A 15,844-nucleotide genomic window follows, 5' to 3' on the forward strand; every position below is an offset into this window, starting at 1 on the left:
GTTTCTGTAGAGGTACGAGGAACCGAGGTCGCCCGCGTTGCGGGCTTGAGCCACGAGGAAGGGCGATAGCTCTAGGCCTTGCCGAAGGGCTCGTCGAGGGAGAGGCTTTGGGGAGTGAGTAACTCGGCTGCGTTGGCGGTGATGTGGAGTTCGTCTTCGAGGCGGACGCCGAACTCGCCCTTGATGTAGAGGCCGGGTTCGTCGGAGAAGGTCATGTTGGCGGCGAGGATGGGAGCGCGGTCGTCGAGGAACATGTTGTTCTCGGAGAGGTAGGGCCACTCGTGCATGTCCATGCCGATGCCGTGGCCGACGCGGTGGGTGAAATATTTGTGGGCGGGACCGTAGCCAGCGTCGGCGATGACCTTGCGGGCGGCGAGATCGACGTTGGCCAGCGGGATACCGGGACGTGCGGTCTTGAGCGCGGCGGTCTGCGCAGCCTTGACGATGTCGAAGACCTTGCGCATCTTGTCGGTGGGCTTGCCGAAGCAGAAGGTGCGGGTGATGTCGGAGGTGTAGCCTTCGACGACGCAGCCGTCATCGAGCATGAGGATGGAGCCTTCGCGAATGGTCTGCGGCTTGCGTGAGCCGTGCGGGACGGCGGTGAACTCGTCGATGTTGAGCGAAGCTTCGCCCTGCAGGCCGGTCTTCGCATAGGCCATGAGGACGAGGTTGTGGACGTCGCGGGTGGTCATGCCTTCCTTGAGCGAGAGGTAGACGGCCTCGTAGACGGCGAGGGTGGCCGCGCCGGCGGTGCGGAGGCAATCGAGTTCGTGCTCGTCCTTGATGCTGCGGCAGCCGCCGGTGACGGGCGTGGCGCTGACGAAGTGCAGCGCGGGTGCGGCCTTCATAAGCTCATTCGCGAAGGTGAACTTCATGTTCTCGTCGAGGCCGACGTTGCCGGAGGTGACGCCGCGGGCTTTGAGTGCAGAGGCGATGAGGGCGAAGGGTGATTCGTCTTCCTCCCAGGTGAGGATCTCGGCTTCGTGTGCGAAGGGTGTGTCTTCGAGCATCTCGACGGCGCGGTCGTGCTCGAAGGCGGGGCAGACGATGAAGGGCTTGGCCCTGGCGGGGATGACGAGGGCCCAGAGGCGCTCGCTGGCGCCGAGGCGGACGTTGGCGAAGTAGAGGGTGTTGGAGGTGGAGTTGGCGAGGACGATGGCCTGGATCTTCTGCTGACCCATGAGCTCTTTGGCGCGTGCGATGCGGGCGAGGCGCTCGTCGTTGGTGAAGGGAGCGACCTTGCCGGCGAAGGAAGGGAGCCTGGCGATGGCTTCGGGGACTGGGCCTTGCGGGACTTCGGCGGCGGGCCGCTGGGCCTGGAGCGCGAAGGGGGAGGCGACGGTCGAGAGAGCGGCTCCGGCGGATGCGCCGAGGAGGGACCTGCGAGTGATCATGCGGATGTTCCTTCGCGCGTGGCGCGGGTTTGTGTTGGTGAGATGAGAGGCAGCTTCAGAGTAGCGCATTGTCGGGGCGTTCCGCGCCACCTGTCGATGGCTGGGAGAGATGCAGGTTTCTCCACTACGCGGGACGATGAGACTGTCCCGCTGCGGTCGAGATGACACATTCTCCCTACTCGAAGTGGGCTCAGCTCCTGCGCTGTCGCAGCTGCCGAAGAGGGATGGCGCTGAGGAGGAGGAGGCTGCCGAGGATGCCATCGACCCAGCGGGCCTGCGGGGAGTGCGAGAGCAGACCGGCGGCGACGAGGAGGGCTCCTACGGAGGCGGTGGAGAGCCGGAGGATGTGGCTGGTGCCTTCGGACTGGCGTTCGGAGACGTGGGACTCGGCGGCGGTGATGGGGCGCTGGAGGCGGGCGAAGAAGGCGTTGGTGCGGGCCTGTTCGTCGGGAGTGATGTTGAGCCAACGGCTACCGGCCCACATGCCGGCGCAGGTGGCGGCTACGTTGATGAAGATGGAGATGCCTTCGAGCTGGTAGTCGAGTGCCTGCGTGGGCCCGGCGGAGTGGGACATCAGCCAGGTCTTGGCGCAGAGCGTGAGGATGCCGCTGGCGAGGCCGGTGGTGAAGCCGGCGAGGACTCCGCGCGAGGTGAGCTTCGGGAAGAGCAGTGTGGCGAGCATGGGCAGCAGCGTGGGCGAGAGCAGGACGCCGAAGGCCGTGACCATGACGTGGAAGAGCGAGTCCTGATGGCTGTGCGCGAGCCAGAGGCTGAGCGAGAGGAGCAGCGAGCCGAGGACGAAGGTGAGGGTGCGGCCTACGGTGACGAGGGCGCGCTCGGAGGTGTGGGGGCGAAGGATGCGCTGGTAGACGTCTTTGGTGAGGACGCCGGCGATGGCGTTGAGGTCGGCGCTGACGGTGGCCATGGTGGCGGAGAAGAGCGCGGCGATGATGATGCCGATCATGCCGGGAGGAAGCAGCGTGAAGATGAGCTGCACGTAGACGTCTTGAGGTTTGTGTGTGGCTGAAAATTGCGGCATGAGGCTGCGGGCCATCATGGCGGGTAGCAGAAGGATGGGCGTGCCGACGAAGTTGAGCGCGGCGGCGAGGTAGGCGGCGCGCTGGCCGGAGCGTTCATCGGGGACGGAGTAGTACTTCTGTGCGAAGGACCAGCTGCCGTTGTAGCTGATGCACACGATGAGGAGGTAGCTGAGGATGTAGACCCAGCTATAGGGGCCTGCGTGGGCGTGGAGGAGATCACGCGGGACGGAGTGGAAGGAGGCTGCGAGGCCGCCGAGTCTCCAGACGGCGAGGGGCAGCAGCAGAAGAATCGCGAGGGCCTTCATGATGAACTGGAGGTAGTCGGTGACGACGAGCGCGAGCAGTCCACCGAGCACGGTGTAGGCGATCACGATCAGCGTGCAGAGGAGGATCGACATCCCAATGCCGAGGCCCATGCCGGCCGAGAGAAAGAGTGCGGTGGTGAAGATCTTGAGGGAGTCCTCGAAGATCTTGGCGGGGATGGCGGCCCAGGCGAAGGTCTGACGGACGGTGAGGGAGCAGCGCTGCTCGAGGAACTCAACGGGGGTGATGATGCGGGCGCGACGCCAGCGTTTTGCGAAGAGAGCGCCGCCGAGGATGCAGGCGGGGACGCTGGTCCAGAAGAGGATGATGGCGACCAGGCCGTAGCGGTAGGCGATCTCGGAATAGACCACGAAGGTGAACGCGCTGAAGCCGGACATGTAATGCGAGATCCCGGCTAGCCACCAGGAGACCTGGTGGCCTCCGGCGAAGTAGTCCTCGGCGGTCTTCTGCTGTCGGCGGAAGTACATGCCGATGAGGAGAACGAGAACGAAGTAGCCGAGGACGACGACGAGGTCGGGCGCGGCGAGGTGCATGCCGTTCATGCGGGCTCGTCCTTGTGGAGGGGGAAGACCTCTTCTGCGACGGCGTGCACGCGCCAGACCTGCTCGCGGTAGATCTGTTCCCAGCGATGGGCGTCTTCGGAGGTGTAGGTGTGGAAGCCCTGGCCGTCACGGACGCCGGTGAGGCCGGAGGCCATCATGGTGGCGAGGGGCTCGGGGACTTCGGTGGCGTTGCTGAGGGTGGGCAGGACGCCCTGCATGGCTTTGCCATAGAGCGCGGGGCCGCCAGTGAGGTCGATCCAGCGGAGTGGGCCGCAGACGGAAGCCCAGAGGCCGACGGAGTTGCGGAAGGAGCGGTCGATGGTCTCGGCGTCGGCGACGCCGGTGGCGAGCAGGTTGCAGGCCTCGCGATAGAGGGCGTAGCCGAGGCGGTTGGCGATGAAGCCGGGGATATCCTGCTGCACGATGCAGGGATCCTTGCTGAGGAGCAGTGCGAGCTGCGAGGCCGCTTCGAGGGTGGCGTCGGAGGTTGCTTCGCCGCGGATGAGTTCGAGGAAGCGGGTGGCGTGGGCGGGCTCGGCCCAGTGCATGCCGACGATGCGCTCGGGATAGCGAAGGCCGCGTTGCAGCGACGAGATGGGGAGTGCAGAGGTGTTGCTGGCTATCGGTGTTGTGGGCGGGAGGATGTCTTCGAGGAGGACGTAGAGTGCTGACTTGGACTCAACGGACTCGGTGATGCTTTCGATGACGAAGTTGCAGGCTGCGAGGTCGTCGAGGGTACTGGCTTCGGTGAAGCGGTGGGGCCAATCTTCACGGACAGAGGTGGGGATGACGTCGTGCGCGATGAGTTCGTCGATGGCGCGGGCGATTTCAACGCGCGCAGCAGCGAGTTCCTGCGCGGAGCGGTCGAAGGCGATGACGCGGAGGCCATGCGCGAGGAGGCAACCGGCGATGCCTCGACCGAGCAGGCCGAGGCCCACGACGCCGATGGTTTGCATCTTCATGTCGAGGCTCCGTTGATTCGAGATGCGTTGATGGCTACTGAACGTGGCCGCGGGCTGCGACGTCCCACACGCACTCGACGACGTCACCGCGGATGCCGTAGACGCGGTCGTGCATGTTGATGGTGGCGCAGACGTGGTTGGGCACGATGCGGAGCCGCTCGCCGATGGTGTAGCTGCGGGAGCTGCGGCTGATGTCGATGTGGCCGTGTTCCTCGGAGAGGCCATAGAGGGTGGCGTCGCGGTCGGCGAGGACGACGCCGTGGCCGATGTGGTCGCCAGTGAGGAGGCGATCGGAGGAGAAGGTCTTGGAGCCGCCGTCAAGGATGACGCGCTGCGGGACGGCGGTGCTGACAACGGTGGTCATCACGGTGAGGGCGCAGTCTTCGAGGGTGGCGAAGCCGCCGGCGACGAGGTTGCGGTCGTTGAGCGGATACATGCCGGGGCGAATCTCGGTGAGATGCGAGAACTCCTGCGAGCGATAGGCCATGGGCGTGGAGCCGCCGCTGACGCGGGCGATGGGGAGGCCGGAGGCGGTGATGGCAGTGTAGGCGGCTTCGACGCGGGTGTTGACCTCGCGCAGCAGAGGTTCCTGCTCAGCGGGCGGGACCATCATGTGGCCGGGGTAGAACATGATGCCGCCGAAGGTTGCGCCGGGGAGCTTTGCGATGTGCAGCGCGAGCTCTGCGGCGGCAGCGGCTGACTGAACGCCGCAGCGGGCGAAGCCGACGTCGATCTCGACGAGCAGGTCGACGTTGCGGCCGGCGGCGTGGAAGCTGCGGGCGACGCAGTCGGCGGCCTCGTGGGAGTCGAGCGAGACGCTGATGCGGGTGTGCTCGGCGAGGCGCGCGAGGCGGTCTGCCTTGGCTGCGGCCACGATGGGGTAGGCGAGCATGATGTCGCGGATGCCGGCCTCGGACATGACTTCAGCCTCGGTGGGTTTGGCGGCGGCGATGCCTATGGCGCCGAGGGCGATCTGGCGCTGCGCGAGCGCGGGGATCTTGTGGGTCTTGATGTGGGGACGGAGCGCAACGCCGGTTCGGGCGGTGTATTCGGCCATGCGGCCGAGGTTGCGCTCCATGACGTCCAGGTCGATCAGGACCGCGGGGGTCTCAAGCTCATGCAGCAACATCAGGGAAACGGACCTCAGTTACGGGAGTAGCCAACGGCGGAGGAGATGGCCGAGGTGCAGGACTTGAGCGTCTCGGCGAGGCGCGGGATGTTTTCCGCGTGGATCATCTGGGTGGTGCCGGCGACGGAGACGGCGGCGACGGGGCGGCCTTCTTCGTTGAAGACGGGAGCGCCGAGGCAGCGCCAGCCGACCTCATCCTCTTCGTCGTCGAGGGCGTAGGAGAGCTGGCGGATGCGGGAGAACTCTTCCTGCAGGCGGCGGAAGTTGGAGATGGTGTTCTCGTTGTGGCGGGGGAGCTTGCGCACGCGGTGGAGGGCCTTGAGCTCTTCTTCGCTCATGTAGGCTCCGAGGGCCTTGCCGAGGCCGGTGCAGTGGATCGCCATGCGCTTGCCGCGCCAGGTGGCGAGGCCGGTGGAGCCGGGAGGGTTGTACTTGGCGATGAGCACGGCCTCGTACTTGTCGAGCACACCCATGTGCACGGTCAGGCCGGTGCGCTCCATGAGATGGACGAGCAGGGGAGCGGCCTGTTCGCGGATGGGGAGGCCGCTGACGGAGGCGTTGGCCAGGCCGAAGAGTTTGAGGCTGTAGGTGTAGCGGCCGGTCTGGGGGCTGCGCTGGATGTAGCCGCCGCGCTCAAGGGTGAGGAGCAGGCAATGGATGCTGCTCTTCGGAAGGTGCGAGCTCTCGACGAGCTGGGAGAGGGAGAGGCCGTTTTTCGATTCTGCCAGCTGTTCGAGGAGCCAGAAGGCTCGTTCGACGGCGGGCACTGATGGCGTGCGACAAGCGGTCGTCATTCAGTCCTCCAGAAGGAGAGTTGCGATGGAACGGTGAACCCAGCATCGCTCCAAACTGCCTTCTCTGCGCGGAGGTTATCATGTGCGTCCGATTAGCTGGACGGTGGGGTGAGGATTCTACCGGCTTTGATGACGTGGAGGATGCCGACCGGGGCGGCGGTGGGGTGGTCGTAGGTGGCGGGGCTGCCGATGGTGGCGGGATCGAAGGCGACGAGATCGGCGATGGCTCCGGGGGCGATGCGGCCGCGGTCGTGGAGGCCGAGGCGTTCGGCGGGCTGGGAGGTGATCTTGCGGATGGCGGTCTCGAGGTGTAGCCAGCCGCGCTGCCGCGTGTACTCGCCGAGGAAGGTGGGGAAGGCCCCGGCGAGGCGCGGATGCGGACGCTCGGAGACGTAGAAGCCGTCCGTGATGATGGAGCTGAGCGGGTGGGTGAGCAGGGCGCGGAGGTTCTCGTCGGACTGGTTGAAGGCGACGATGTTGATGCGGCCGTCCTCTTCGCGGAGGAGGTCGAGGACGACGCGCTCGGGCGAGGTGTTGCGGTCGATGGCGATGGAGGCGAGGTCGCGGCCGATGAGGGCACGGTTGGCGTCGGAGTGGAGTGAGGAGAGGAAGATGTCGGACCAGGCCTGGGCGGTCTCGTCGCGGAGGTGGGCTTCGAGGCGGGCGTAGCCGGAGCTGGAGGAGAGCAGCTTGAGGAGGCCAGGAAGTCCGCCGCTGAGGGTGTCCTGCGGCAGGAGCTGGGTGAGGACGGTGCTTCCGGCGAGGTAGGGGTAGCAGTCGAAGGCGACGTCGATGCCTTCGTCTCGGGCGCGCTCGATGCGGGCGAGGGCTTCGTGCTGCTTGGGCCAGTTGTCGCGGCCGACGGCCTGGAGGTGCGAGATCTGCAGGCGGCAGCCGGTGCGGCGGGCGAGCTCGAGCTGTTCGTCGATGGATTCGAGCAGCTCCCACGAGTAGCTGCGCATGTGCGTGGTGTAGAGCTTGTTGTGGCGTGCGACGATGCGGCAGAGGGCTTCGAGCTCGGCGAAGGGGGCCTGCGAGCCGGGAGCGTACATGAGGCCGGTGGAGAAGCCGATAGCGCCTTCGGCGAGGGCGCGGTCGAGCTCGGCTTCGAGGTCGGCGAGGCGTGGGGATGCGGTGGTGTTGGCGTCCTCGCCGAGGACGGCGGTGCGGAGCGCACCATGGCCGATGAGGGACTCGGTGTGGACGAGGTGGGAGAGCTTCCGCGCTTCGGCGAGGTAGTCGGCTGCGCCGGAGAAGCATGTCGCGCCGTGGAGGATGCCTTCGTTCTGGGCGGCGAGCTGGGCGGCGTGGTGGCCGCAGGGGTAGGGCGAGAAGCCGCAGTTGCCGACGACCTCGGTGGTGATGCCCTGGCGGGTCTTTTCGAGGCGATTCTCGAGGACCTGGAGGTCGGAGTGGCTGTGCAGGTCGATGAAGCCGGGGGCGAGGGCCGCGCCGTGGAGGTCGAGGATGTCGTGGTGGCTGGCATCGGGGAAGGAGCCGATGGCAGAGATGAGGCCGCCTTCGACGAGCACGTCGGCGGAGATGGGCGGAGCGCCGGTGCCGTCGTAGAGGAGAGCGTTGGTGAGCAGCATGGAGCGGAGACCTCAGGCAGACGGGGTGGATAGAAGTGTAGCGAAGCTGCCGGGGCAGGCCGGGGAGCGTGCCGGGCGGAGGGAGGGGTTGTCCACGGGAATGGACGGTGCGCGGGGGTGGGTGTGGGGGCGAGGGGCGTGGAGCGCGATAGCCTGAAGGCTCAAGCGCGAACCTGGATCAAACTGGAGGGGACCTCGATGATCGTTGACTGTCATACACACCTGTGGCGTGCGGAGGACTGGAGCGAAGAGATGACGCGCGAGGCGTCGATTGCACGCGGCGGGCCGGCGCAGGTGGAGATCAGCGAAGAGGAGCACTGGGCGGCGATGGCCCCGGTGGACAAGGCGATTGTGTTTGGCTTCCACTCCAAGCACCTTGGGCTGGTGGTGCCGAACGATCGCGTGAAGTCGTATGTGGCGAAGCATCCGGAGAAGCTGATCGGGTTTGCTTGCCTGGACCCGAATGAGCCGGACTATCTCGACGAGATGGAGAAGGTGTTTCTCAAGGATGGGTTTCGCGGGCTGAAGCTCGCGCCAATCTATCAGAACTACCACGTGATGGATGAGCGGATGCAGCCGGTGTATGCGTTCTGCGAGAAGCATGGGATTCCGGCGCTGGTGCACCAGGGGACGACGTTTCCGCGGCGAGCGCCGCTGAAGTATGCGCTGCCGATCGACCTCGAAGATGTGGCGATGGCGTATCCGAAGCTGAAGATGGTGATCGCGCACATGGGGCATCCGTGGGTGGAGGATGCGGTGGTGCTGATCCGCAAGCAGCCCAATGTGTATGCGGACATCTCGGCGCTGTACTACAGGCCGTGGCAGTTCTGGAATGCGTTGATGCTGGCGCAGGAGTATGGCTGCGGACACAAGCTGCTGCTGGGCTCGGACTATCCGTTTACGACGCCGGGGGACACGATGGCGGCGCTGCGGAACGTGAACCACATCACGGGGAACTCGGGGCTGCCGCGGATCCGCGAGGAGCTGATCGAGGGGATGATCGAGCGGGACACGCTGGCTTGCCTGGGGATCGGGTAGGAGCGAATCGTCCATTGGGTTGAACTGCGGGGCTGCGAGCAGCAGCGTGAGTGGGCGTGCATGCGATAGAGTGCGGCCATGCCATTGTTTGGAAGTTCTGTCAGCCGTCGTCGTCTGTTGCAGCTGGTCTCTTCAGCGTCCGTCGCGGGTGTGTTGCGAGCGGAGACGCCGCAGGCCGCGAAGCCTGTTCCTTCGAAGGTGCTGACTGCGCCGCGTCCTGCGCGCGAGGTGCGTGCGATCTGGGTGCATCCGGAGGCCCACATTGCCGCGGATGAGACGCAGGGCAAGACGCAGATCCGGGAGATGGTACAGAGGTTTGCGAAGGCAAACTTCAACACGCTGTTTCCGTGGACGGTGAGCGGGTACCTGGCGGCGCTGGAGCATGAAGCGTATCGCGAGAAGCATCCGCTGGCGCGTTGGGATGCGCTGGGTGTGCTGGTGGAAGAGGCTGCGCGCGAGGGCCTCGATGTCGACATGTGGTACAGCTTCACGGACTATCGCGAGGCCGATTCGCCGGAGTTCGATCCGAAGCTGGGGGGCGATCCTGCGTGGATGGCGAAGCGGCTGGACGAGCTGGTGCCGGACCAGAAGCTGATGAAGCTGGAGGACAAGCATCAGCAGAATGTTTGTCCGCAGCACTACAAGGCGCGGGCTTGGATGCAGGCGCAGTTGAAATCGACGATGGCGCGGTATCCCAAGCTGCATGGGCTGCAGATTGAAGAGCCGGGCTATGGGACGAAGGGCTACTGCGTCTGCGAGCTGTGCCGCCATGTTTACGAGCAGCTGCACGGACGCAAGCTGACCGAGGTGCTGGACAGCGACACGGCGGAGGACTTCCGCACGCTGGGCAACAGCGCGATGATCGAAGAGCTGCGGGCGATGTTTACGGGCACGAAGCTGCAACTCGCGGCGAACGGCGGCCATGACTGGCGGCACGATCGGATTCGCGGGCGGGATTGGGGACGGTGGGGAGCTTCGGGCTGGCTGAGTTACTACATCCCGCAGGTGTATGTGCCGGACGTGGCGACGTTCCGGAGCCAGTTGCAGCGGACGCTGGATGACATTGGAGCGGAGTGCCCTGTGTACGCGGGCATGGCGCTCGCCTCCACCTCAGGCAATACGACGGCAGCGATGCTGGGGCAGCAGATTGAAGCGGCGCGGGAGATGGGCGCGCCGGGAGTGGCGCTGTTTCATGGCGCGGCCTTCAAAGATGAGGACCTTGCGGCGTTGCGTGCGGGCGTGTTCCGCAGGCCGGCGTAGCGAGGGCCAGAGATCTCCTGAAACGCTGGCGCGGGCCTCGATGAGGCCCGCTTTTGCGCGTTAGCGGACGGCGAGGACGTCGGTGAGTGTGGGGCGGGGATCGCCGGGTTTGAAGTCGCGGCATACGGTCCAGACGGAGGCCTGGAAGCGACGCCAGTACTCCTGCTCGGCGCGCCAGCGGGCCTGTGCGGTGGCGAGGCGGAAGGGTTTGTTGGAGCGGAGCCAGGCGGCGCTGTAGTCCTGTTCGAGTTCGCCGGAGAGATCGAGGAGATCGCCGACGCGGCTGTGGTTGCGGGCGCTGGTCTCGCGCTTGAGGAGATAGGAGATGTCGTCGGGCTTCGGTTGCTGCGGGAGCGCGTCGAAGTTGTCGGCGATCTCGATGGCGTACTCGAACTTCATGGCGGCGAAGTCGAGCATCCGTGCGCCGAGCTGGAGGTCCTGAGTGGTCTGCTGAGCCTCAGGGCTTGTGGCGGCGAGATGTTCGAGGGCGGATTCGGCGGCGAGGCGGGCGTCGCGGAGTTCCGTGCGATGGGTGCGTACGCGGGCGAGCGTGGAGGCATGGAAGGGATCATCCCACATGCGGAAGCTGGTCTCGGAGCCAAGGGCGCCGCGTAGCTTCGATTGCGCTTGTGCGATAGCGGTGAGAGCGGCAGCGATGTGGGGAGCGTCGGCTGCGGTGGACGTGGTGTGCGCGTAGGCCGCGAAGAAGGTGCCGGGGTGCATGGGCGTGGACTGCCAGGCGGCTGCGGCGCCGTAGGCGATGGCGGCATCGGCTTCGCGATGGATGGCCTGCGCGGAGTCGGACCACATGGTGTTGAGCAGGCCGATGGCTCCGGCTTTGCGACCGGCGGCGAGCATGCCATCGATGTTGATGAAGGTGGTGTCGAAGTCGGGAGCGATGTTGTCCCAGTCAGAGATGCCGGAGGCGACGACGATGGGGACGTGGTTGGCGGCGAAGAGATCGAGCAGGCCGGAGTAGTCAGAGCGTGCGTCGTAGAACCAGGGCGCGGCGATGGCGTTCTTCGGAAGGCCGGCGGCGAGGCCGGGGTACTTGTTGAAGATGTAGGCGCCTTCGTCGATGTCGGCCCAGAAGAGCGGGCGTTTGCCGAGTGCTGCGGCCTTGGCGGCGAGGTGATGCAGGTGTTGCAGCCAAAGGTCTCCGGGTGAGGTTCCTGCTGTGTTGTGGTGCGCGCGTTCTAGCTCAAAGGGTTCGTCGAAGCCGATGTGCAGCCACGGACTGGGGAAGAGGGCGGCGTACTGCTCGAGCCAATCGTCGAGGAGCTTCTGGACCTTGGGATCAGCGGGATTGGCTTCGCCGCCGTGCGGGAGCGCGGACTCGTCGCTGTACTGCTCGGTGCGGAAGAGATCGTGGAGATGACCGAAGAGCTCGACGCAGGGGACGACATCGATGTGGCGGGCCGCGGCGTAGGCGACGATCTCGCGGATGTCAGCGGCAGACCAGTTGGAGGTCTTGTGGAGCAAGGGATAGCCGCGAAGGTCGAGGTCGGTTTCGACGTAGAAGAAGTACTGATTGGCCTTGAAGCGGGCGAAGAGATCGAGCTGGCGTTCGACTTCCGCGACGGTGGGGATGGCGCCGTGGCTGATGTCCATCATGAAGCCGCGATAGGGCAGCGAGGGGAGGTCGGAGATCTCGGCGAAGGGCAGTGAGGCTTGTGTGCCGGTGGTGTTGAGGAGTTGCGTGAGTGTCTCGACGGCATAGAAGAGGCCGGCGGAGGCGTTGCCCGTGAGTGTGACGCCGGTGCGGGAGATGGAGAGCCGATAGGCCTCGCGGGAGCTGGGCGAAGCGGCGTCATTGATGCCGGGAAGCTGGCCGCCTGGAGCTTTCTGCACGAGATGAAGCGGCAGCGAGGCGACGGTAGGGTGTGAGTTGCAATGCGCCTGGAGGAGCTGCTGCGTGGCGTTGAGAGCCTGCGGATCGACGCCGGGGTCTGCCTGGAGCGAGAGCTCACAGAGCGGAAGCGAGCCGTTGGAGAAAGAGGCTTGCTGTGCTGCGGGCAGCAACACCGGAGGGGCGGTGGGCTGCTGGGCGCTGGCGAGGTTCGTCGCGCCGGCGGCGGTGATTACCGTGAGCAGAGCGAGGGCGCGACGGGGCATCGTGTAACGGCGAGACGGCTGCATGATGACTGAGGATATCGCGCAGCGTGCAGCGTTGAGAGCGTTACAGCGCTGTTGGGAGGCTTGTGCGAGGGCTTTGTCCAAGGCGATGGACGAATGGGCTCTTGTGACGCGATTCTGCTTGGCTGTTCATCGGGAAATCGCGAAAGTGGGTTAACGCTCGTCGGCAACAGAGAAGAAGGAAGGGGCAGCATGCGGCCGCATGGGCACCCTATTCTCCATTTCTTGTGTTGTGCAGCAAGGAAGCGAGTGACGATTTCGAAGTTTCAGGTTCCGTAGTTCCATCTTGAATTGAGGAAGACTGCCATGAAACGCAACGCTTTGGCCTCCCTGTTCGCCCTGTGTTGGCTTGGTCTCGCTCCGGCGATGGCCACCGCACAGACAGTCTCTGGCTCGCTCACCGGGCAGGTTACGGACGCCAGTGGCGCTGCCGTATCGAACGCGAAGGTGACGGTGCGGAACCTCGCGACGAACCAGACGCTCTCGGTAACGACGAGCGGCGACGGTACGTATACGCTGCCCAACCTTGATCCTGCGATGTACGAGATTACGATTGCGGCGCCTGGATTCGAGAAGGCGACGCTGTCGAGCGTGAAGCTGCTGTTGAGCTCGACGGTACGCAATGATGTGAAGCTGACGGTGGGATCCGAAGCGCAGACGGTGAATGTGACGGGATCTCCGGACTCGATCACGACGGACTCGGGCGCGATCGGCGATGTGATTGAGTCGCAGGCGATCGAGCGTTTGCCGCTGAATGGCCGCACGATTGACCGTGTGCTGACGTATGTTGCGGGCAACACGAGCGACAGCCCGTCCTCGCCGAATATTGGCGGCGGCCTGCGCTGGGGGGGAACGTATTACACGGTGGACGGTGTGCCGTTCAACGATCTGGGCAACGGCGCGGCGGCTTACTCCTACAACACGAACCTGACGACACTGCCTTCGACGGAGACGGTGGCCGAGGTGAAGGTGGAGAGCAGCCTTGCACCGGCGGAGTATGAGGGCGGCACGGCGATCCAGGTGGCGACCAAGTCCGGCTCGAACAAGTTTCATGGCACGGCGTATGAGTTCAACCGCAACCGGGCGTATGCGGCGCGCAGCTACTTCTCTCCTGCGCCGCTGCTGAAGCCGCAGCTGAACCGCAATGAGTTCGGCGGCGTGCTGGGTGGACCGATCTGGAAGGACAAGACGTTCTTCTTTGGCGCGGCCGAGGCACTGCTGCAGCGGCAGGGCAGCGTGTACACCTTCACGGTCCCTACGGACGCGCAGCGCGGCGGAGACTTCTCAGCCTATGCGCCGTTGACGGACCCCAACACGGGTCTGCCGTTCGCGGGCAACAAGCTGCCGTACATCGATGCGCGCGCGGCGACGATTCTTTCCTATGTGCCGCATGCGAATCTCTCGGGACTAACGAACAACCTGACGCAGAGCGTGCCCACGAAGTATGACGTGAAGCGCTACACGCTGCGGCTGGACCACAACCTGAACCGCGTGCACACGCTGACGCTGTCGGGAGCGTTGTCGATCGGCGATCCGTATTTTGCGCCGAACGGTACGCCGGCACAGTACGGCAACTACGAGAGCGCGGGCTACACGACGCAGTCCGCGCTGCTGCGGGACAACATGGTGTTCACGCCGCACCTGTTGAACGAAGCGCACTACTCGTACCTGAGCCATCGCAGCATCCGGAAGGGGCAGAACGGCAACTTCGATCCGTACACGATCTTCCCGGGGCTCTATGGGCCGTTCGCGATCGGCGGTCTGCCGACGGTTTCGATGACGGGCTACACGGGCATTGGGGACACGGGCAGCTCGGGTCACTCGCCGGAGACGACGCAGCAGATCCTGGATAACGTGACGCTGGTTCACGGCAAGCACACGATGAAGTTCGGCGCGGCGGTGAACTTCAACGGGCTGGCGATCAAGAGCGGCACGAGCTCGTCGACGCTGGGAACGTTCGGCTTCACGGGACGGTACACGGCGAATACGGCGAATCCCACGGGCAACGCGTTTGCGGACTTCCTGCTGGGCTACGCGAACACCACAACGCGCGCGACGCCGCAGATCCCGATCTACCTGAAGTACCAGAACTACGCGTTCTTCGGACAGGACGACTGGGTTGTGACGCCGCGCCTGACGCTGAACTTCGGCCTGCGTTACGTGCTGCAGACGTCGCCGACGGAGGCGAATGGGGCGTTCACGAACTTCGACTTCGCGAAGGGCGTCTATGTGATCCGGAGTGTCGGCGGACAGCTGCCTTCGACGGTGAACCAGACGGCGCTGTCGCTCTACCCGAACACGTATACGACCTCAGAGCAGGATGGCTGGGGACAGAGCGTGCTGCAGACGGACAAGTCTGACTGGGGACCGCGGCTGGGCTTTGCGTATCGTCCGCTGAGTGGAGACAAGCTGGTGGTGCGCGGCGGCTACGGCATGTTCTACAACTTTGTGCCGACGTACATTGGCATTCGCCAGATCTCGCAGCTGAACTTCCCGTTCACGCTGACGCAGTCTTACACGGCGTCGTCGTCGACGACACCGACGCTGACGCTGGCGAACCCGTTCCCGGGTACGGGCACGGTGAGCGCGAACCCGACGATCTACGCGGTGAACCGAGACCTGAAGAACACGCGCGTGCAGCAGTGGAATCTGTCAATGGAAGAGGCTCTGCCGAGCAACGTGGGACTGCGGGTGTCGTACGTGGGCAACCAGGCCACGCATGCTCCCTGGTACTACTACGACAAGAACGAGCCGTACCCGATGCGTGCGTTGACGACGTTGCAGTCGGGGCGTCCGTACCAGCCGTGGGGCGATATCTACACGCTGGTGACGGAAGGCTTCTCGATTACGCACCAGCTGCAGATTGAAGCGACGAAGCGCACGGGGCATGGGCTGTACCTGCAGACCAGCTACACATGGGGCAAGTCGCTGGACAATGTGCCGATCACGTACGGTCCGCAGAATCCGGCTGACCCGTCCGGGGACTACAGCAACGGCGACGGCGAGCGTCATCACAACTTCTACTTCTCGGGAACGTATGAGCTTCCGATTCATCGCACGGGGTTCGGCTCGCGGCTGACGAATGGATGGTCGGTGAGCAGCCTGACGCAGGTGCGCTCGGGTATTCCGTTCACGCCGACGTTCTCGATTGTGGGCAACGTGGGCTGGTATGCGACGCGGCCGAACATTGTTCCGGGTGTGGGGTACTACTCGGGGGCGCACACGCTCTCGAAGTGGTTCAACCCTGCAGCGTTTACCGCGCCGACGCCGTATACGTTCGGCAATGCGCGCAGGAACATCCTGTTTGGACCGCACGAGATCGGCTTCGACGCGAGCCTGGAGAAGAAGACGACGATGCGGGACGGGGTTGACCTGCTGCTGCGGTTCGATGCCTTCAATGCGGTGAACACGCCTAACTTCTCTACTCCTTCCTCGAACATTTCGGTGGGGAATGCGGGTGTGATCTCGGGCATCAACAGCACGACTCCGAATCGCCAGGTACAGATTGGCGGCAAGATCGTGTTCTAAGTGACGGCAGGCGCGGAACCCCGGTCGAGGCTGGGGTTCCGCGCCCGCGGCCTTGCTGCGGAGATGGGGCCTGTAGGCCCTGGCTGGGCTCCGCTGCATTGTGAT

10 protein-coding genes are annotated in these 15,844 nt (G+C 65.0%); 3 read left to right on the plus strand and 7 right to left on the minus strand.

Annotated elements, in window-relative coordinates:
• Positions 1-71 precede the first annotated feature (71 nt).
• The 6 genes from C4S68_RS20775 to C4S68_RS20800 form a co-directional block, all read right to left on the minus strand.
• Positions 72-1,394 carry a M24 family metallopeptidase gene (locus C4S68_RS20775; RefSeq protein ID WP_160115269.1) on the minus strand — a complete coding sequence of 441 codons (1,323 nt, stop codon included), beginning with the start codon at positions 1,392-1,394 and terminating at the stop codon, positions 72-74.
• 190 nt (positions 1,395-1,584) lie between these two features.
• Positions 1,585-3,300 (minus strand): sodium:solute symporter family transporter, encoded by a 1,716-nt coding sequence (locus tag C4S68_RS20780; protein ID WP_103935038.1) that lies wholly within the window; start codon positions 3,298-3,300, stop codon positions 1,585-1,587.
• Complete coding sequence (locus C4S68_RS20785) at positions 3,297-4,349, minus strand: 3-hydroxyacyl-CoA dehydrogenase family protein (RefSeq protein ID WP_268807311.1); 1,053 nt, start codon at positions 4,347-4,349, stop codon at positions 3,297-3,299. Before C4S68_RS20785 ends, C4S68_RS20780 begins: the two co-directional genes overlap by 4 nt.
• Positions 4,297-5,391, minus strand: coding sequence for an alanine racemase (locus C4S68_RS20790; protein ID WP_103935040.1), 1,095 nt, complete (start codon positions 5,389-5,391; stop codon positions 4,297-4,299). The genes C4S68_RS20785 and C4S68_RS20790 overlap by 53 nt, the downstream gene beginning before the upstream one ends.
• A gap of 14 nt (positions 5,392-5,405) precedes the next feature.
• A complete protein-coding gene (locus C4S68_RS20795; RefSeq protein ID WP_103935041.1) occupies positions 5,406-6,185 on the minus strand; it encodes an IclR family transcriptional regulator in 780 nt (259 codons plus the stop codon).
• 92 nt (positions 6,186-6,277) lie between these two features.
• Positions 6,278-7,777: an N-acyl-D-amino-acid deacylase family protein gene (locus tag C4S68_RS20800; protein WP_103935042.1), complete on the minus strand. Its 1,500-nt coding sequence runs from the start codon at positions 7,775-7,777 to the stop codon at positions 6,278-6,280.
• 198 nt (positions 7,778-7,975) lie between these two features.
• Between C4S68_RS20800 and C4S68_RS20805 the strand changes: the two genes are divergently transcribed.
• The gene (locus C4S68_RS20805; RefSeq protein WP_103935043.1) at positions 7,976-8,815 is read left to right on the plus strand and encodes an amidohydrolase family protein; all 840 of its coding nucleotides are present in this window, start codon (positions 7,976-7,978) and stop codon (positions 8,813-8,815) included.
• 78 nt (positions 8,816-8,893) lie between these two features.
• The gene (locus tag C4S68_RS20810) at positions 8,894-10,075 is read left to right on the plus strand and encodes a family 10 glycosylhydrolase (protein WP_103935044.1); all 1,182 of its coding nucleotides are present in this window, start codon (positions 8,894-8,896) and stop codon (positions 10,073-10,075) included.
• Positions 10,076-10,135: 60 nt separating this feature from the next.
• Here C4S68_RS20810 and C4S68_RS20815 read toward each other — a convergent pair whose 3' ends face one another.
• A complete protein-coding gene (locus C4S68_RS20815) occupies positions 10,136-12,214 on the minus strand; it encodes a glycoside hydrolase family 20 zincin-like fold domain-containing protein (protein WP_103935045.1) in 2,079 nt (692 codons plus the stop codon).
• Between the two features lie 303 nt (positions 12,215-12,517).
• Here C4S68_RS20815 and C4S68_RS20820 point away from each other — a divergent pair, with 303 nt between their 5' ends.
• Positions 12,518-15,739 carry a TonB-dependent receptor gene (locus C4S68_RS20820; RefSeq protein WP_103935046.1) on the plus strand — a complete coding sequence of 1,074 codons (3,222 nt, stop codon included), beginning with the start codon at positions 12,518-12,520 and terminating at the stop codon, positions 15,737-15,739.
• Positions 15,740-15,844: the final 105 nt, after the last annotated feature.

The sequence above is a fragment of the Bryocella elongata genome (assembly GCF_900108185.1).
Lineage (GTDB): Bacteria > Acidobacteriota > Terriglobia > Terriglobales > Acidobacteriaceae > Granulicella > Granulicella elongata.

Coding starts and splice junctions, on each gene's coding strand:
- C4S68_RS20775 (WP_160115269.1), bottom strand. CDS start 1,394: ATGATCACTCGCAGGTCCCTCCTCGGCGCATCCGCCGGAGCCGCTCTC.
- C4S68_RS20780 (WP_103935038.1), bottom strand. CDS start 3,300: ATGAACGGCATGCACCTCGCCGCGCCCGACCTCGTCGTCGTCCTCGGC.
- C4S68_RS20790 (WP_103935040.1), bottom strand. CDS start 5,391: ATGTTGCTGCATGAGCTTGAGACCCCCGCGGTCCTGATCGACCTGGAC.
- C4S68_RS20795 (WP_103935041.1), bottom strand. CDS start 6,185: ATGACGACCGCTTGTCGCACGCCATCAGTGCCCGCCGTCGAACGAGCC.
- C4S68_RS20800 (WP_103935042.1), bottom strand. CDS start 7,777: ATGCTGCTCACCAACGCTCTCCTCTACGACGGCACCGGCGCTCCGCCC.
- C4S68_RS20805 (WP_103935043.1), top strand. CDS start 7,976: ATGATCGTTGACTGTCATACACACCTGTGGCGTGCGGAGGACTGGAGC.
- C4S68_RS20810 (WP_103935044.1), top strand. CDS start 8,894: ATGCCATTGTTTGGAAGTTCTGTCAGCCGTCGTCGTCTGTTGCAGCTG.
- C4S68_RS20815 (WP_103935045.1), bottom strand. CDS start 12,214: ATGCAGCCGTCTCGCCGTTACACGATGCCCCGTCGCGCCCTCGCTCTG.
- C4S68_RS20820 (WP_103935046.1), top strand. CDS start 12,518: ATGAAACGCAACGCTTTGGCCTCCCTGTTCGCCCTGTGTTGGCTTGGT.